Annotated in this window: 14 protein-coding genes; 6 read left to right on the forward strand and 8 right to left on the reverse strand. The window is 41.8% G+C overall.

Going from position 1 to position 16858, the window contains the following annotated elements:
- Positions 1–327 precede the first annotated feature (327 nt).
- The 6 genes from NTX75_18850 to NTX75_18875 all read left to right on the forward strand — a co-directional run bounded on the left by NTX75_18850 (position 328) and on the right by NTX75_18875 (position 8926).
- Positions 328–2994, forward strand: a complete 2667-nt coding sequence (locus NTX75_18850; GenBank protein MCX5818276.1) for a bifunctional acetate--CoA ligase family protein/GNAT family N-acetyltransferase — start codon at positions 328–330, stop codon at positions 2992–2994.
- 27 nt (positions 2995–3021) lie between these two features.
- Positions 3022–3855 carry an ABC transporter permease gene (locus tag NTX75_18855; protein MCX5818277.1) on the forward strand — a complete coding sequence of 278 codons (834 nt, stop codon included), beginning with the start codon at positions 3022–3024 and terminating at the stop codon, positions 3853–3855.
- Between the two features lie 188 nt (positions 3856–4043).
- Entirely contained in the window at positions 4044–4724 is a 681-nt protein-coding gene (locus NTX75_18860; protein ID MCX5818278.1) for a response regulator transcription factor, read from the forward strand.
- Positions 4711–6111, forward strand: a complete 1401-nt coding sequence (locus NTX75_18865) for an ATP-binding protein (GenBank protein ID MCX5818279.1) — start codon at positions 4711–4713, stop codon at positions 6109–6111. Before NTX75_18860 ends, NTX75_18865 begins: the two co-directional genes overlap by 14 nt.
- Before the next feature lie 18 nt (positions 6112–6129).
- Positions 6130–7599 (forward strand): DegQ family serine endoprotease, encoded by a 1470-nt coding sequence (locus NTX75_18870; GenBank protein ID MCX5818280.1) that lies wholly within the window; start codon positions 6130–6132, stop codon positions 7597–7599.
- A 121-nt stretch (positions 7600–7720) separates the two neighbouring features.
- Complete coding sequence (locus NTX75_18875) at positions 7721–8926, forward strand: type II secretion system F family protein (protein MCX5818281.1); 1206 nt, start codon at positions 7721–7723, stop codon at positions 8924–8926.
- Between the two features lie 31 nt (positions 8927–8957).
- Here NTX75_18875 and trmFO read toward each other — a convergent pair whose 3' ends face one another.
- The 8 genes from trmFO to NTX75_18915 all read right to left on the reverse strand — a co-directional run.
- On the reverse strand, positions 8958–10256 hold the full coding sequence (gene trmFO, locus NTX75_18880; protein ID MCX5818282.1) for a methylenetetrahydrofolate--tRNA-(uracil(54)-C(5))-methyltransferase (FADH(2)-oxidizing) TrmFO: 1299 nt from the start codon (positions 10254–10256) through the stop codon (positions 8958–8960).
- Positions 10241–12451, reverse strand: a complete 2211-nt coding sequence (gene topA, locus NTX75_18885; protein MCX5818283.1) for a type I DNA topoisomerase — start codon at positions 12449–12451, stop codon at positions 10241–10243. The genes trmFO and topA overlap by 16 nt, the downstream gene beginning before the upstream one ends.
- A 15-nt stretch (positions 12452–12466) precedes the next feature.
- Positions 12467–13537, reverse strand: coding sequence for a DNA-processing protein DprA (gene dprA, locus NTX75_18890; GenBank protein ID MCX5818284.1), 1071 nt, complete (start codon positions 13535–13537; stop codon positions 12467–12469).
- Between the two features lie 19 nt (positions 13538–13556).
- On the reverse strand, positions 13557–14195 hold the full coding sequence (locus tag NTX75_18895; protein ID MCX5818285.1) for a hypothetical protein: 639 nt from the start codon (positions 14193–14195) through the stop codon (positions 13557–13559).
- The gene (locus tag NTX75_18900) at positions 14192–14632 is read right to left on the reverse strand and encodes an RDD family protein (protein MCX5818286.1); all 441 of its coding nucleotides are present in this window, start codon (positions 14630–14632) and stop codon (positions 14192–14194) included. The genes NTX75_18895 and NTX75_18900 overlap by 4 nt, the downstream gene beginning before the upstream one ends.
- On the reverse strand, positions 14629–15366 hold the full coding sequence (locus tag NTX75_18905) for an RsmE family RNA methyltransferase (protein ID MCX5818287.1): 738 nt from the start codon (positions 15364–15366) through the stop codon (positions 14629–14631). Before NTX75_18905 ends, NTX75_18900 begins: the two co-directional genes overlap by 4 nt.
- 3 nt (positions 15367–15369) lie before the next feature.
- Entirely contained in the window at positions 15370–16329 is a 960-nt protein-coding gene (locus NTX75_18910; GenBank protein ID MCX5818288.1) for an HD domain-containing protein, read from the reverse strand.
- On the reverse strand, positions 16326–16858 hold a 533-nt coding region (locus NTX75_18915; protein MCX5818289.1), incomplete at its 5' end, for an AIR synthase-related protein. The genes NTX75_18910 and NTX75_18915, both read right to left, overlap by 4 nt.

The following is a 16858-nucleotide window of genomic DNA, read 5'->3' on the forward strand; positions in this document are numbered from 1 at the left end:
AATCATATTCCGGAAAAAGTCCCTCCACATTATCCACCGATACCCCCAACATATTGTATTTACTGGTTAATTATACCATATACGGCACACTTAATCCACGGAATAGTTACGGATGAGGGGATTATTTCACAGGTTCTACCCCGGTCTCCCCCTCTCGCTCGCTTAAGCGAGATATTACCCCTTTTTTTTCTTGCCACTCGTAACTCGGCACTGTTTCCTTAACAGAGATTGCAGGAGAGTGTCTACTTTTGGATAGATTTTATCCTGGTGTGGTGGTAGATTGTAGAAGCGTTAGACTGACATTATTTGATGAAAAAAGGGTGAAAAATGGGCGATATACGTAAGATGTTCAACCCGGAAACGGTTGCCCTCATTGGTGCAAGTGAAAAGGAGGGGGCTATCGGAAGGACTATTCTTGAAAACCTTCTCCTGTCAGACAAAAGAAAAATATACCCCGTGAACCCGAACAGAGAGGCGGTGCTTGGCCTGAAGTGTTATCGTGGCATTGCGGATATTCCTGAACTCGCAGATCTTGCAATTATTGCTACAAGGGCTGATACAGTACCTCAATGTGTTGATGAGTGCGGAAAGGCGAGCGTTGAAGGGGTAATAATAGTGTCATCAGGTTTCAGGGAAGTTGGCGAGGAAGGAAAGAGGTTAGAAGACCAGATAACAGAGATCAGGAAAAAATATGGCATCAGGGTTTTAGGCCCGAATTGCATGGGTATTATCCGGCCCCATGTTGGCTTGAATACATCCTTTTTGAATACCAATCCCGAACCTGGGAATATTGCACTTATTTCTCAGAGTGGTCAATTGGGAGACGCTATACTTGACTGGGGAACCAATGCACACATAGGTTTCAGTATGTTCGTGTCCCTCGGTTCCATGGTCGATGTGGATTTCGGTGATCTTATAGATTTTCTTGGAGATGATTACGATACGAGAAGTATCATGATCTATATGGAAAACGTGGGGAATGCAAAGAAGTTTTTAAGCGCCGCCAGAGGTTTTGCCCGCAACAAACCGATCGTTATCCTGAAACCGGGGATATTTGCGGAAAGCGCAAAGGCTGTCATGTCACATACCGGAGCAATGGCAGGAAGCGATAAGGTGTACGATGCTGCATTCAAGAGGGTCGGTCTTGTAAGGGTAAAAGAGGTGGTTGATCTCTTTAATGTGGCAGAGGTACTCGATTACAATTATTTACCGAAAGGTCCAAGACTGGCAATCATTACCAATGCAGGCAGTGTGGGTATCATAGCCATGGATACGCTTTTGTCTCTGGGCGGTGAGCTTGCAAAACTTTCCGGGGAAAGCCTCCGGGAATTTGATTCTGTTTTGCCTCCATACTGGAGTAAGAGCAACCCGGTTGATATTCTTGGAGATGCTGATATTGAACGGTATGCAAACGCTATAGACATATGCATTAGAGACCACAATGTAGATGGTATCCTCGTTATCCATGCACCGCGTGCCATTGCAAAACGGGTTGAGCTTGCCCAGGTAGTTGTTGAATTAGCGAAAAAGACGCAAAAACCCATTATCTGTACAAGAATGGGCGGAACAAGCGTGAAAGAGGCCGTGGAATTTCTCCTCCGCCATGATATACCAACATATGAGACCCCTGAAGAGGCAGTAAAAACCTATCTCTATATGTACAAGTATAAAAGAAATCTCGATCTGCTCTATGAAACGCCATCCGAACTGTCGGTAGGACATATATCGCCGAAACATCACTTAAAGGCCCTCATAAGGAAGGCCCTGAGAGAGAAAACAACGGTATTGAATGCTGAAGAGTCGGCAAGCTTCCTGACAATCTATGGGATACCTGCATTTAAAACAGTGGTGACAAAAAGTATCGAAGAGGCACAGAGGATAGCAAAAGGAATCGGCTATCCAGTGGTTTTGAAGGTTGATTCTCCGGATATCCCCCATAAAACGGATATAGAGGGTATTATAACAGGGATACGGTCTGAAAAGGAATTGAAGGAGGCATATAACAGATTAAATGCAGAAGTTAAGGCGAATGCCCCCCATTTATCAATAAAGGGTATAATCGTTCAAAAAATGCTTGAGAAGATTGACTATGAAATTATCCTGGGGTCAAAAAAAGACAGAGATTATGGCTCTGTTATCATTTTCGGGATGGGTGGCATCGGGACCGAGATATTCAAAGATATTTCCATAGGTTTACCGCCTCTTAACCAGACACTTGCGCGGCGGCTCATGGAGGAGACGGAAGTGTATAAAATGCTTCAGGGATACAAGGGCAGGCTACCTGCAGACCTGAGGCAACTCGAAGAGATAATCGTCAGTTTTTCGAATTTAATCGTTGATTTTCCTGAGATTGCAGAAATGGATATTAACCCTGTTGCTATATCGAACGGCAAAGCATATGCCCTTGATACAAGAGTTATTGTTGACAGTGAGGCTGTGGATTACTCGTCTCATTACCCGCACCTCGTTTTTACGCCATATCCCTCAAGGTATGTGATGCCGTGCAGATTGCCCGATGGGACAGAGATTCTTTTAAGACCCATAAGACCCGAAGATGAACCGCTGGAACATGAGCTGCTCACGACCCTCTCCGAACGGACACTTAAAGAAAGGTTTTTCAGCGTTATCAGTGATATAACCCATGAGATGCTTATAAGGTTCTGCAATATTGATTACGACAAGGAGATGGCCATTGTAGCAGAAGTAAGGGAAGGGGAGAAGAGAAGAATTGTCGGTATCGGGAGACTCATCATTGAACCCGATCTTAAGAGCGGCCAATTTGCAGTTCTTGTCCATGATGATTTTCAAGGGAAAGGTCTGGGGTATACGCTCATCGATATGATGATAGGCATAGCACAGGAGAAGGAACTGGAAGAAATTTACGGTATTGTACTCACAGAAAATGACCGTATGCTCCAGGTTTGCAGAAAATTGGGATTTGAATTGACATTATTACCCGATGGAATAAGCAGGGTAACATTACGATTAAAGTAAACAGTGTTGAATGCGAAGCTGGACAGTATGGAACTATTAAGAAGAATACGTAAACACCACCTGGCAATGGCGGGATTAATCATTTTAATCCCCATGTTCATATGTGCCTTGTTTGCGCCTTTTATCTCGTTCCATAACCCGGTAGAGCCGGACTTGAAGAGTGTGCTGGTATCGCCTTCATTTTCGCATCCTTTTGGAACAGATACTCTTGGGAGGGATGTCTTTTCAAGGGTTGTCTATGGAAGCAGGATTTCGCTGCTTGTTGGTTTTGTCTCTGTAGGAATTGCAGTGATGATAGGGATTATAATAGGTGCAATTTCCGGGTACTATGGGGGCGTCATCGACGAAGTTATTATGAGGTTTGTTGATCTTATGATGTGTTTCCCCACTTTCTTCTTAATACTGGCTGTCATTGCTCTCCTGGAGCCAAGCATCTGGAACATAATGATTGTCATTGGTCTTACGAGCTGGATGGGTATTGCAAGGCTTATCAGGGCAGAGATATTGAGCATTAAAAGCAAAGAGTATGTCCTTGCGGCCAAGGCTATGGGGTTTTCAGAATACAGGATAATCTTCAGACATGTTCTGCCGAATGCCCTTTCACCTATATATGTTGTTGCAACACTTGGAATAGGCGGGGCTATACTTACTGAATCCGCACTTAGTTTCCTTGGTATCGGGGTTCAGCCTCCAACACCGAGCTGGGGCAACATTCTCACGCAAGCCAAGGACAATATCGAAGTTGCATGGTGGCTGAGTCTATATCCGGGGCTTGCGATCTTTTTTACAGTAATGGGCTATAATCTTCTTGGAGAGGGGCTGAGGGACATTTTTGACCCGCGCCGCCGGTACCAAACCTAACCAAAAAGGCAGCGAATAGTGAACAGTGAATAGTGAATAGTTGAACCCTCACACAATAACGCTAACCATCTCAAATCAGCATCAGTGATTTTGTCTGTTTTTAACTTAAAACTTGGAACTTAAAACTTGAAACTTCCTTTTAATTATTTGGAAAAAATGATGTTTTGCTATATAATTAAATACAGGTTATGAGGGTACTTGTCATAGAAGATGAAGTTAAGGTTGCCAGCTTTATAAGCAAGGGATTGCAGGAAGAGGGCTATATCGTAGAAGTGGCTTATAACGGTAAAAGCGGTATTGACCTCATAAGAGAGACCCATTACGACATTATTCTTCTTGACCTCATGATACCGGAAGTTGATGGGCTTGAAGTGTTAAGAAATATACGTGCCTGGGGTATTAACACACCCGTACTCATTATCACTGCTAAAAGCTCAAAAGAAGATGTCGTAAAAGGACTTGATACGGGGAGTGACGATTATTTAACAAAACCCTTTTCCTTTGAAGAACTCTTGGCAAGGATAAGAGCGCTCCTGAGAAGAAGCAGAAAGGTTGATACCCATATACTTGAATACAAAGACATTATACTTAACCCTTATACCCGGAAACTGAGTGTAGCATCAAAAGAAGTTGAGCTCACTGACAAAGAATTTATGATTATGGAATATCTTTTAAAAAACAACGAAAAACCTTTAGCGAGAAAAGAGATTGCTGAATATGTTTGGCAAAATTCAACTGATTCGACGAATATCGTAGACGTGTATGTAAATTTTCTCAGAAAAAAAATAGAATCAATATCTCAAAAAAAATATATCCATACAGTCAGGGGTACCGGTTACATTTTTAGAGAAGAAAATGAAAACAGTTAATCTTCCGATAAAGTGGAAACTGACACTATGGTACGGTTTAATATTAGCCTCAATCCTGGTGGTATTTTCAAGCGGTGTGTATGTCTATTTCAGGAATAGTCTCCAGAAAAGCATTGATGCGAAGATTAAATCGCTTGGCGAGATTATCTCGTCTTCAATAACGGACACGCATAGCGTAAGTGTTTTCGGTAACTTTGAAAGATATCTCGAAAATGTCCTTGGAAAAAAACCAAAAGGGAAATTTATACAAATAATGGATAGAACGGGAAGAATCGGCGCCAGGATGAATGATATTGAAACTGAGACGTTACCGTCAAGCTTTGGTACCCTGGAAAGGGCACTCAAAGGCGAGATTGTATATGAGACCATTGAAAGGGTGCGGCCACGTCTGAGAATGGTTACTATCCCTATTACGGATAGCAAGAAGGTCTCAAGTATCATACAGGTTGGTACCTCTCTGGAAGACTTTGATGAAACCATGAAAAAGCTTCTTATTATCATGATCATCAGTATTCCTACATCGATAAGTGTTACGATCATTTGTGGCTATTTTCTGGCGAAAAAGGCATTAAAGCCTGTTGACCAGATAAGACGAGCTGCTGTTAAAATATCTTCAAGAAACCTTGATGAGAGGATTGACGTGGGTGGCAGGAGAGATGAATTGAGCAGGCTTGCGCAGACATTTAACGAAATGATCAGCAGGTTAAAAGATTCATTCCAGAGGATCAATCAGTTTAGTATAGACGTGTCCCATGAACTCAAAACACCCTTAACAATATTGAAAGGGGAGACAGAAGTTGCATTGAGAAAGGACAGGGATAATGAGAATTACAAAAGCATACTCTCGAGTAACCTTGAGGAGATCGACAGGATGTCGAAAATCATCGACGACCTGTTGCTCCTGTCAAAGGCAGATTTGAAAGAGATGAAATTGAATGTGGAAGACGTTGCTTTAAGGGACCTTATAGCTGATGTATGTGTGGATATGAAGATTTTTGCTGATAACAAAGGTATAGGGCTGGATGTAAAAGAGCTTGAAGATGTCAAATTGAAGGGCGATGAATTAAAATTGAGAAGAATGTTGTGGAATATCGTGGAGAATGGGATAAAATATACCCAAAAGGGTGGAAAAATTGAAATAATGTCTTATATTAGCAATGACTTTATCTGTATTGATGTAAAAGATAATGGTATGGGTATTCTGGAGAACGATATTAAATATATTTTCGACAGATTTTACAGGGGGGACAAATCGCGAAAACGCGAAAGCGGTAGCGGACTTGGTCTATCCATAAGTAAATGGATAGCAGAGGCGCATCAAGGCATCATCGAAGTAAAAAGCAAACCCCTGGAAGGAAGTTTGTTTACGATTAAATTACCCGTGTAAGTTGGAGGAAAAACGAACATGAATAAAAGATGGTTGGGAGCAATTTTCTTATTAGTCATTGTAGCATCAGGTTTCATGTATGTGAGGGGCAAAGTTGTTACCCGGGAATCCTGGTTTGATGCGGCGAGCACAAACGTTAAAAAAGTTTCATTCGATAAGGGTTTGCCCAGTCTGAGCGACCTCGTCAAGAGTGTTAAACCGTCAGTTGTCAATATCAGCACAACCACTGTGGTAAAAGGGCCCGATGTACATGAACGGTTTTTCGGTCCTTCTAATCCTGGCAATCCTTTTCGGGATTTTTTCGGGAACGACTTTTTCGAGAAGTATTTTGGTGACGCGCCAAGGAGAGAATTTAAGCACAGAAGCCTTGGCTCAGGCTTCATTATTGACAGGGAGGGTTACATCCTTACCAATAATCACGTTGTTGAAAAAGCACAGAGTATAAAAGTGAAACTTTCTGACGGGAAAGAGTATGATGCTCAGGTGAAGGGAAGGGATGCGAAGACAGATATTGCCCTCATAAAGATTAATACAAAGCAGAACTTACCTGTGGCAATGTTTGGCGATTCTGATAAACTGGAGGTGGGGGATTGGGTAGTAGCCATTGGCAATCCCTTTGGTCTGGAAACTACGGTGACTGCTGGTATTATCAGCGCTAAAGGAAGGGTTATAGGCGCTGGTCCTTATGATGATTTTATCCAAACCGATGCATCGATCAATCCGGGCAATAGCGGGGGGCCATTATTTAATCTAAAAGGTGAAGTTGTAGGGATAAATACTGCAATTGTATCGGGGGGCCAGGGTATTGGCTTTGCCATACCAATCAATGTAGCCAAAGAGATGCTTGTCCAGTTAAAGGCAAAAGGAAAGGTGGACAGGGGATGGCTTGGTGTTGTTGTTCAAGCGGTAACGCCTGAGATAGCAAAAACCTTTGGACTTCAGGAATCTGAAGGTGCACTTGTAGCAGATGTAATGGAACAAAGCCCAGCCGAAAAAGCAGAAATAAAGAGAGGGGATGTTATCGTTTCCTTTAACGGGAAGAAGATAAAGGATATGGATGCGCTCCCCAAAATGGTAGGCTCAACAGAAATTGGCAAAAAAGTTAAAATTAAAATAATCAGAGATGGGAAAGTCATTGAAAAGGATATTGTTGTTGGAGAGTTGAAGGAAGAGGGCATGCAGGTTTCAAAAAAACCTGAAATAGAAAAAGATTTTGGGGTCGTAGTTCAGGACATAACCCCCGAAATTGCAAAACATATGAATTTAAAAGATAAAAAGGGTGTAATCGTCACGGACGTGCAACCCGGTAGTCCTGCGCAGGACGCGGACATAAGGTCAGGGGATGTCATTAGAGAGATAGGGAGAAAACCAATACGAAATGTTGCAGATTTTAAGGCAGCCATGAAAAAGGGGAGCATAAAAGAGGGTATTGTGATACTCGTCAAAAGAGAAAATACAACTTTTTACACTGTGCTGAGGGAAGAATAGATAGAACGGCAGGGGTCAAGGGTTCGAGGGGCCAAGGGGCCGAGTGAATTTAAAATCCTTGAGCCGCTTTATTGAATGATTTTTTCTTTTTATTATTTCTGTATTGGGGTAATATAGAATTATGGCAACATTTGAATGGCAGGGCAGAACTTTACGCGGCGAAATGAAATCCGGGGTTTTACGGGCCGATTCTGAAGCTGTACTCAGGGCGACACTAAGAAAAGACGGCATTATACTTGTAAAATCAACGGCAAAAAAGGATACTGCCAAGGATAAATTTAACCCTAAGAAGAAGATCGAATCCAAGAGTATAGTTATTTTCACGAGACAACTTGCAACCATGATCACCTCAGGTCTTCCTCTTGTACAATCTCTTGATATACTTTCAAACCAGATGGAGGACAAAAATTTCAAAGGGATTGTAAAGGATATCAAGGAAAGGATAGAGACGGGATCACGGTTTGCCGATTCGCTGAAAGAATATCCGCAATGTTTTGATTCCCTCTACGTGAACCTTGTGGTAGCAGGCGAAGAGGGAGGGTTGCTCGATACGGTTTTGGGGAGACTTGCGGTTTACATGGAAAAAACTGCGAAATTGAAGGCAAAAGTAAAATCTGCAATGATTTATCCGATAAGCATTATTGTTGTTGCAATCGGTGTTGTAATGGTCCTTCTTGTATTTGTTATACCTGTTTTTGAAACTATGTTCAAAGATATGGGTGCATCTCTTCCTCCACCGACCCAAATTGTTGTGAATATAAGCAGGTTTGTCAAATCTTCAATACATTACATGATAATGGCCCTCATTGCTTTTGTATATTTATTCAAGCGATACTACAGAAGCGATAAGGGAAGAAGGAAGATTGACGCCCTTATCTTGAAGGTCCCTGTTTTTGGAGTTCTTACCATCAAGGCATCGGTGGCAAAGGTGACAAGAACGCTGGCTACGTTGTTGTCGAGCGGTGTTGCCATCCTTGAGAGCCTCCTCATTGTGGCCAAAGTGGCAGGCAACAAGGTGGTCGAGGAGGCATTGCTTGTTGCCCGTTCCCGTATCAGTGAAGGAAGAAGCATGTCGGAACCACTCGCGGAAAGCGGTGTCTTTCCTCCGATGGTGGTTCAGATGATAGAGGTGGGTGAATCAACGGGCGCACTGGATAATATGTTAAATAAGATAGCAGATTTTTACGAAGAAGATGTTGATACCCTGGTCACAAATCTTACCGCCATGATGGAACCAATGATAATGATGTTTCTGGGTGTTATTCTGGGTGGATTAGTTGTTGCCATGTATCTGCCCATATTCAAGCTTGGCGAGGCAGTGCATTAATAAAGTACCGGTGGTGCTGCCAGTTTCCTTCCTATCGGTCATTGAACGCCGCGTCGATTGACTCCTTCCATCCGGCAATTGCCAGCAAAGCGTTATCGATGGTTTTCTGTTTTTCTCTTTTGCGGTAATCTCTCAGGAGCCCGAAGTTGACATTCATGGGTTGAAAATTCTTAACCGGGGTGGTTATGTATTCCAAAAGAGAACCGATGCAGGTAGCCAGGGGAGGCCGCAGGAATTCCTTCCCCAAATAACGCATGGATGCAGAAAGCCCGGCTACTAAACCCATCGCCGTGGATTCAGTATATCCTTCAACCCCTGTAATCTGACCCGCAAAAAGGATGTCGGCATTTTCTTTTAGCTGGAGACTGCCATTAATGACGGCTGGCGAATTGATATAGGTATTTCTGTGGATGCTGCCATAACGGAGAAATGAGGCGTCTTTAAGGGCAGGGATGAGCCTGAAAATTTTGTCCTGTTCGGTATAGGTGAGCTTTGTCTGGAAACCGACAATATTATACATCTTTCCAGCTTCATCTTCTCTTCGCAGTTGTATCACGGCGAAGGGCCGTTGTCCTGTATGGCCGTCAATGATCCCTACCGGTTTCATGGGGCCAAAAAGAAGTGTCTGCTTTCCTCTTTCGGCCATAATCTCTATGGGTAAACACCCCTCAAAATAGGTAACTTTCTCAAAATCTTTTAGATTAACTCTTTCTGCTTTTATGAGGGCATCATAAAAAACATTATATTGATCTTCCGTAAGCGGGCAGTTCAGGTAATCGTCGGCATCAGCCATATATCTCGAACCGAAGAAACATTTCTCCATATCAATTGTCTCGCTGTCTACGATAGGGGAAATGGCGTCAAAAAAGGAGAGATTCTCTGAACCGGTAATTTCTTTGATTTTTTCTGATAAGGAATCGCTTGTGAGGGGACCGGTGGTGATAACCGTTATGCCTGACGGAATATCTGAAATCTCCTTTCTTACAACATGTATAAGAGGGTTGGCCTCAATTTTCTTTGTAATTGTCTCAGAAAACCTATTCCGGTCAACCACAAGGGCTTTTCCGCCAGGTATGGATGTATCGTCTGCTACCCTCAATATGATTGAGCCAAGCATCCTTAATTCTTCCTTAAGGAGTCCATGGGCATTTGAAAGGTCTTTGGATTTAAGAGAATTGCTGCATACAAGCTCAGAGAGAAATTCTGTTTTATGGGCTGGTGTGAATACTGCCGGCCTCATTTCGTAGAGGGCAACAGGAATGCCTTTCTGTGCAATCTGGTATGCGGCCTCAACACCTGCAAGACCACCACCGATTACTTTGACTTCCATCCACAGTCCTTACGGAGGCAGAAATTATTCTTTTTAAATGTAAAAAGCGTTGGTGCGGAACAGACCGGGCAGGGGCCTTCCACAGGCTCAGCGTTTGATGCAAAAGAGCAATCCGGATAGCGCGAACAACTGATGAACCGTTTTTTCTTTTTTGATGTTTTTTCGACAACTTTGCCGGTGCAGCCTTCCATTGGACAGGGGAACCCGAGTGAATAAGATTCGGTATATTTGCAATCAGGGTAATTGCTGCATGCAAAAAACCTCCCGAATCTGCCACGTTTTTCTATTAAATTACCACCGCACTGAGGGCATACCCCTTTTACCTCGACCTCAACTATCGTGATTTTTCCTGAATTGTCAACTTTTACGTTTTTCTTGCCTTTGCATTGAGGTTTCCCGCTGCACACAATATATTCGCCGTTTTTCCCCCACCTGAGCAACATCTTTTTTCCGCAAAGTTCGCACACTATGTCTGTTTCTTTTTCTTCTTTTTTTAAGCTTTTCATCCCGTCCTTTGCAAGGGCCAACTCAGATTCAAGTGCGCGATTAAACTGTTCAAGTGATTTTACCCAGTTTTTTTTGCCGCGTTCAATCAAATCAAGCCTTTCTTCCATTTTAGCCGAAAAGCTTACATCTACAATGAGCGGAAAAAATTCTTTCAATAATCTGTTTACTGTCATACCAAGGGGGTTGGGGATCAGCTTGCCTTTATCCTTTTTTACATAGCTTCTTTCCTGTATGGTACCGACTATGTTTGCATATGTGGATGGCCTTCCGATTCCTTTTGCTTCGAGCGTTTTTATTAATGAAGCTTCGGTAAATCTTGGCGGAGGGTTTGTAAATCGTTGGTTTAACATTGTTTCTAAAAGTGAAACCTTTTCTCCCTCTTTCATTTCCGGGAGGATCGTAGCAGCTTCTTTGTCTTCATCTTCCTCTTCGTATATCCTGGCGAAACCATCAAACACGATCACTGAACCCCTTGCAACGAATATATAATCTCCAACGGTTACATTAATGGTCTTGGTTTTTAATTTTTGCAGAGCCATTTGAGATGCTATGAACCTTTTCCATATAAGCTCGTAAAGTGAAAAAAGGTCTTTATCGAGGTGTTTTTTAACCTTTTCAGGTGTAAGGTGCACATACGTGGGTCTTATTGCCTCATGCGCATCTTGTGCAGTTTTTTTATTTTTAAAGTAATTTGGTGTTTTGGGAAGATAAGCTTTACCGTACGTTTCGTTTACGTATTGCCTTGCGTCCTGAATCGCTTCGTTCGATACCCTTACGGAATCAGTTCTCATGTAAGTAATGAGACCGGTGGCTCCTTCTTCCCCGCCAATGTCAATCCCTTCATATAATTTTTGAGCGAGGAGCATTGTCTTTTTCGGTGAAAATCTGAATCTCCGGGAGGCCTCCTGTTGAAGTCTACTCGTTATGAAGCCGGGTTGCGGATATACATTTTTATCTTTAATTTCTATCTTCGAGATGTAAGAGCCAAGTCCCTGAATCTCCTTTTTTATTTTTTCGGCATCATCCTGAGTGGAAATCTTAAGCCTTGCATTGTCTTTTCTTTCCAGTGTTGCCTTGAATTTCTTTCCGGAGGGAAGCTTGAATTCACCATCAATAATCCAGTACTCTTCTTTTACAAAGGCCTCTACCTCTTCCTCTCTGTCACAAACGAGCCTTAGCGCTACCGATTGGACTCTCCCTGCAGAGAGGCCATAGCTAACCTTTTCCCAGAGAATCGGGCTAATCTTATATCCTACAAGTCTGTCAAGGATTCTCCTTGCTTTTTGTGCATTATATTTAGATTCATCAAGTATCGTGGGGTTTTTTAATGCGTCGAGGACACCTTTCTTTGTAATTTCGTGGAATAATACCCTCTCGACTTCCTTTTTACTGCCTATCACCTCTGCAACATGGAAAGCTATGGCTTCGCCTTCCCTGTCAGGGTCTGAGCCGATATATATCTTATCAACGTTTTTGCTTGCCTTCTTTATTTCGTCAACTGCCTTGCCTTTCCCTTTCAGGATAAGAAAATGGGGGGTAAAATCTTTCTCTATATCTACACCAATCCTGCTTTTTGGAAGGTCTTTTATATGACCGTATGTTGCTTTTATGGTAAAATCTTTTCCAAGGAATTTGGAAAGCGTTTTCATTTTGGTAGGCGATTCAACAACAAGTAACGATTTTGCCATACAAACTCCTAATCCCTATTTTCTTATATAAAATCCTCCGGGAAACTGGCGGATGAGATCTTCCATTTCCAGTCCCGTAAGTATTACCATAACATCTTTTGTCTGCATTTTACTTTTTTCTATTACTTCATCTACATGGATCTTGTCAAATCCTATTAATGAATAAACACAATTTTCATCTTGATTCATCTCTTTGCTTTTATGTGTTTTACCTGTTTTATCTTCTTTGAATTTCAAATCAGGGAAACAGGTTACAACAATGTCCTCAATGTTATCAACCAGTTTTGCCCCTTGTTTAATGAGAGCGTTTGCCCCCTTATACTCATCATTGAAAATATTTCCCGGCACAGCCATGACATCTCTTCCATATTCAATACCGCATCTTGCAGTAATCAGGGAGCCGCTTCTATGCGTGGCCTCAATCACGAGTATACCCTTCGATAGTCCGGCAATAATTCTATTCCTTTCGGGGAAATGGTATTGGAGGGGTTTTTCTCCTATGCCATATTCTGTCAGTAGCACCCCTTCCTCGCTGATCTTCTCATAGAGGCGCCCGTTTTCAGATGGGTAACATATGTCAATGCCGCATCCAAAAACAGCTATAGTTTTACCCTTGCCTTGTAATGCACCTTTGTGGGCTGACGTGTCTATCCCCCTGGCAAATCCACTTACAACCGTAATTCCATATGCAGATAAGGTGCCTGCTATTTTCTCGGCAAGATTTATGCATGTAAACGTTGCCTTTCTTGAGCCTACTATTGCGATTGTATTTGATGTAAAGCTTAAAGAGCCTTTTTTATAAAATACTACCGGCGGATCAGGGATATTTTTGAGGAGATACGGATATTCCCTGTCCCTGATGGTAACAATATCCACCTTCATTTTCTCTAAGATTTTAATTTCCTTTTCGATTTCTTTCCATGCCTTGAAAGATGAAATCCTGTTTTGTGTATCACGGTCGACCGGTTTTGCCTTCCCTTCAAATAAGGAGGCAATCCTGTCATGGTTGTCGATGATTTCCTTCTTTTTTAAGGTGTTTAAACCTTGCAGCCTTGATAATGCCACTAAGGCGATTAGTTCATCCATAAAAACCCGTTAATAAAATTTACCTTTCTTTAACGCCGTATTTGAATTTATCGAAGTAATATGAGCCTATCAAAGAAAGCTCTTTTAAGAGGATATCTCTGGATACTGATTCCTTCCACCATTTATCTTTTTTAAAATAAGAGACACTAACAGGTTTTATAAGGAACAACACTTTCTCATCGTCTTTCGGGGAACCAAAAACCAGGTGAAATCTTCGTGAGGCATATTCGGGCACTACCACAATAACCTTCTTTACCCCTGTCTTTTCGATGTATTCCTTGGTTTTTTTGGCTTTAATCTTTCCCTCGCCATCAACTTCAATCTTTTTAATCACCCCGTCTTTAATGTCTCTCTCTTTAGCCATTTTTAGAACCATTTCGGAAATGTTCATCCCCAGGAGTTTATCATCTTCCACCCATATTGCCTTGCCGTTGCCTGCCCAGAATTCTCTGAAAGTTGCTATATACAATTCGCCATTTTTGTCTTCCGAAAACCTTGGGACAAAGATTACATCAGATTGAAAAATCTTATCCTCATAACTGAACTGGTTCGCAATGAATTTGAGCGTAAAGGGATGTATAAAAACGCCTGCTCCAACCATGCAGACAACGAGGACGAAAATGAGGCAACCACAGCCAACCTTTCCTTTGTTATTCATTGTTCCTCCTCAACGACCTGAGTGTCAGCAAGAATATCATGCAACGCCCTCCCTCTCAGGAAAAGTGCCATTATAAAACCGATAAAGAATGCAGAGGCAGAAAAAACATACACTGTGAATCTGGACAGAGACCGCAGAAAACCAAGTTCAGCACCATCCCCTTTCAGCACCTTAATGTTGAATATTGATTTACCTACAGTAGATCTGCCTTTCATGGTCAGGTATGTAAAATAGAATGTAATAATAAAAATAGAACAAAATATAAAGGTTTTGAACAATAACCCCAACCTTGTATCAATCCCATCCAAAAGTGAACCACCTGACCCGAAGATGTAACCTGCCAATACTGAAACGAAAACAAGTATACCGAAAATTGACAGTATAAACCAATCAACACATAGCGCAAGGAACCTTGCAAAAATTGAAGCTCTTTTCATTTCTTGCTATATTCGTAGAGGATTATTGATAAGATGACAAGTGGGGTTGTTTCGGATCTGAAAATATTTTCCCCTAATGTGCATGGGGTGAAACCATTTTCTTTAAGCCATTCAATTTCTAATTCTTCAATGCCACCTTCCGGCCCAATGATTAGACATATCTCACCTTCATTCTGGCGGGATATCACATCTTTCAGAGACGTCTTCTTTTCTCTTTCATAAAAGGCCCAGCGATTAGGAATATTTTCAATGCAGGGCAATATGCCCCTTAAAGGGGTAGGCTCAATAATTTCAGGTATGGAGAATCTTCCCGATTGCCTGGATGCTTCAATGGCAATACGCTTCCATCTTTCGTTTTTGCCTTTCTCTTTATCGTTAAACTTGATGAGTGTCCTCTTGAAGATTGTAGGAAGTATGCGTTCAACACCTAATTCTGTAGATTTTTCAATGAGCCAGTCCATACGGGGTCCTTTTATGGGACTTACGCAGAGGGTTACTTTTGGCCTCTTCTCTTCAGGACGATGAACTACATCCAGAACCTGCAAAAAGAGTTCTTTGCTCTTGATGTTGTTAATTATGCATCTGTAAAGATACCCTTTTCCGTCGATGAGGTCTATCCTATCTCCAATGGTCTTCCGCAGGACGGTTATTATGTATTTGTGCATTGGGCCGGCAAGGAGCGCCATACCATTTTTGATCTTCAGTTTGTCGACAAAAACTCTTCTTATTTCCATATATTACCTTTCGGGAAGTTTGTAAAAACGTGATTCATAGAGCTTATGGTATTCTGTCCATTTCTCATCTTCCATATTGTCTCTCATGTGTTCCTTTACACCCATTACCTTTGCATCAAGATTGTCCAGATAGTGTACCATAAGTGCTTCTAAAGACATAGGCTTTTTTGGTGATCCCCACTCCTCTACTCCATGATGACTGATGATAATGTGGGCAAGCACATCTGCAATATGAGCCGGAAACCCGGGAATATCTTTTATATATTCTTCAAGCATTATAACACCGAGCGTGATATGTCCTAAAAGTCTTCCCCTGTCTGAATACTTAAAACCGCCCCTCATTTCAATTTCTTCAACTTTTCCTATATCATGCAGAAGCGACCCGGCGATAATGATGTCCATGTCGCCTCCGATTATTTTTGAAGCATGCATTCCCATTTTGACTAATGATAAAGAATGTTCGAGCAACCCTCCCATGTATACATGATGAACCCCTATTGATGCCGGGTAAAGAAAGAATTTTTCCAACGTATCTTTCCTGTTATTTAAAACAGAAAACAGCGAAACAATATGGGGTTCCTTTAATTGATCAATAACCTTATAATATTCCTCTTTAAGGAGATCAATCCCTGCCTCGCTCTCTGCAAAAAAATCCCGCATATTGTCTAACGCAAGGTTGTGTTCGGCCTTTCGGATATCGTTTATGGTAAGTTGAGGCTTGCCCTGATAGAACCTCGATTTTGCCTTGATTGATACGATATCATTTTTCTCAAAAAGTTTATTGAATATATCTGCATTATCCCAGATCTTACCTTCTATCTTACCCGTCTTATCTTTCAACTCTACACTCATATATTTTGTATTATTTTTGCTTGAGAAAATACCTTTTTTGATAACCATGAAGGAATCATTAACCTCCATGTTTTCTCTGGTAATATTGTTAATGAATATATCTTTTTTCATAAGTTGACTCCGAAATGTTCATACCCTTTTGAACCTATTTTTACCTCTTTGCCGTTTCTCAAAACCATTACACCCTTTCCTCTGGTTACCTGACCTATAAGAGAAACATGGAATCCGTTCTTTTTCATTTCGTTAAAATCCTGGAGTTTATCTTTATTGAATGCAAAAAGAAGCTGGTAATCTTCGCCTCCCGAGAGGGCAAAATTTTCTCGTCCTTCTCTTTTCAGGACATTGGGTATGGGCAGGTTTTCCAAGTAAATCACAGCGCCTTTTTTACTTTCAGACATCATGCGTTCAAGATCGATGATGAGACCGTCACTAATGTCCATCATCGCGTTTGTTATACCACGTTTCATTAATTCCTTCCATATGTTATATGGGGGCTTGGGTTCCCTGTATCTTTTGATGAACCGGCAAGGACGTTCAGGTGTCTTACCATTTTTAAGCATGTGCAGTCCGTGAGCGCTCTCACCCAGCCACCCTGTGACCCCTATCAGGTCACCTGCATTGGCTGTATTTCTCCCCAGGT

Source organism: Pseudomonadota bacterium (assembly GCA_026388315.1).
GTDB lineage: Bacteria > Desulfobacterota > Syntrophorhabdia > Syntrophorhabdales > Syntrophorhabdaceae > MWEV01.

What these genes read in the sequence shown, in the direction of transcription:
- NTX75_18900 (MCX5818286.1), bottom strand. Translation starts at nt 14,632, where the DNA reads ATGAAAAGAGCTTCAATTTTTGCAAGGTTCCTTGCGCTATGTGTTGAT.
- NTX75_18870 (MCX5818280.1), top strand. Translation starts at nt 6,130, where the DNA reads ATGAATAAAAGATGGTTGGGAGCAATTTTCTTATTAGTCATTGTAGCA.
- NTX75_18895 (MCX5818285.1), bottom strand. Translation starts at nt 14,195, where the DNA reads ATGAATAACAAAGGAAAGGTTGGCTGTGGTTGCCTCATTTTCGTCCTC.
- NTX75_18850 (MCX5818276.1), top strand. Translation starts at nt 328, where the DNA reads ATGGGCGATATACGTAAGATGTTCAACCCGGAAACGGTTGCCCTCATT.
- NTX75_18865 (MCX5818279.1), top strand. Translation starts at nt 4,711, where the DNA reads ATGAAAACAGTTAATCTTCCGATAAAGTGGAAACTGACACTATGGTAC.
- topA (MCX5818283.1), bottom strand. Translation starts at nt 12,451, where the DNA reads ATGGCAAAATCGTTACTTGTTGTTGAATCGCCTACCAAAATGAAAACG.
- NTX75_18860 (MCX5818278.1), top strand. Translation starts at nt 4,044, where the DNA reads ATGAGGGTACTTGTCATAGAAGATGAAGTTAAGGTTGCCAGCTTTATA.
- trmFO (MCX5818282.1), bottom strand. Translation starts at nt 10,256, where the DNA reads ATGGAAGTCAAAGTAATCGGTGGTGGTCTTGCAGGTGTTGAGGCCGCA.
- NTX75_18855 (MCX5818277.1), top strand. Translation starts at nt 3,022, where the DNA reads ATGGAACTATTAAGAAGAATACGTAAACACCACCTGGCAATGGCGGGA.
- dprA (MCX5818284.1), bottom strand. Translation starts at nt 13,537, where the DNA reads ATGGATGAACTAATCGCCTTAGTGGCATTATCAAGGCTGCAAGGTTTA.
- NTX75_18875 (MCX5818281.1), top strand. Translation starts at nt 7,721, where the DNA reads ATGGCAACATTTGAATGGCAGGGCAGAACTTTACGCGGCGAAATGAAA.
- NTX75_18910 (MCX5818288.1), bottom strand. Translation starts at nt 16,329, where the DNA reads ATGAAAAAAGATATATTCATTAACAATATTACCAGAGAAAACATGGAG.
- NTX75_18905 (MCX5818287.1), bottom strand. Translation starts at nt 15,366, where the DNA reads ATGGAAATAAGAAGAGTTTTTGTCGACAAACTGAAGATCAAAAATGGT.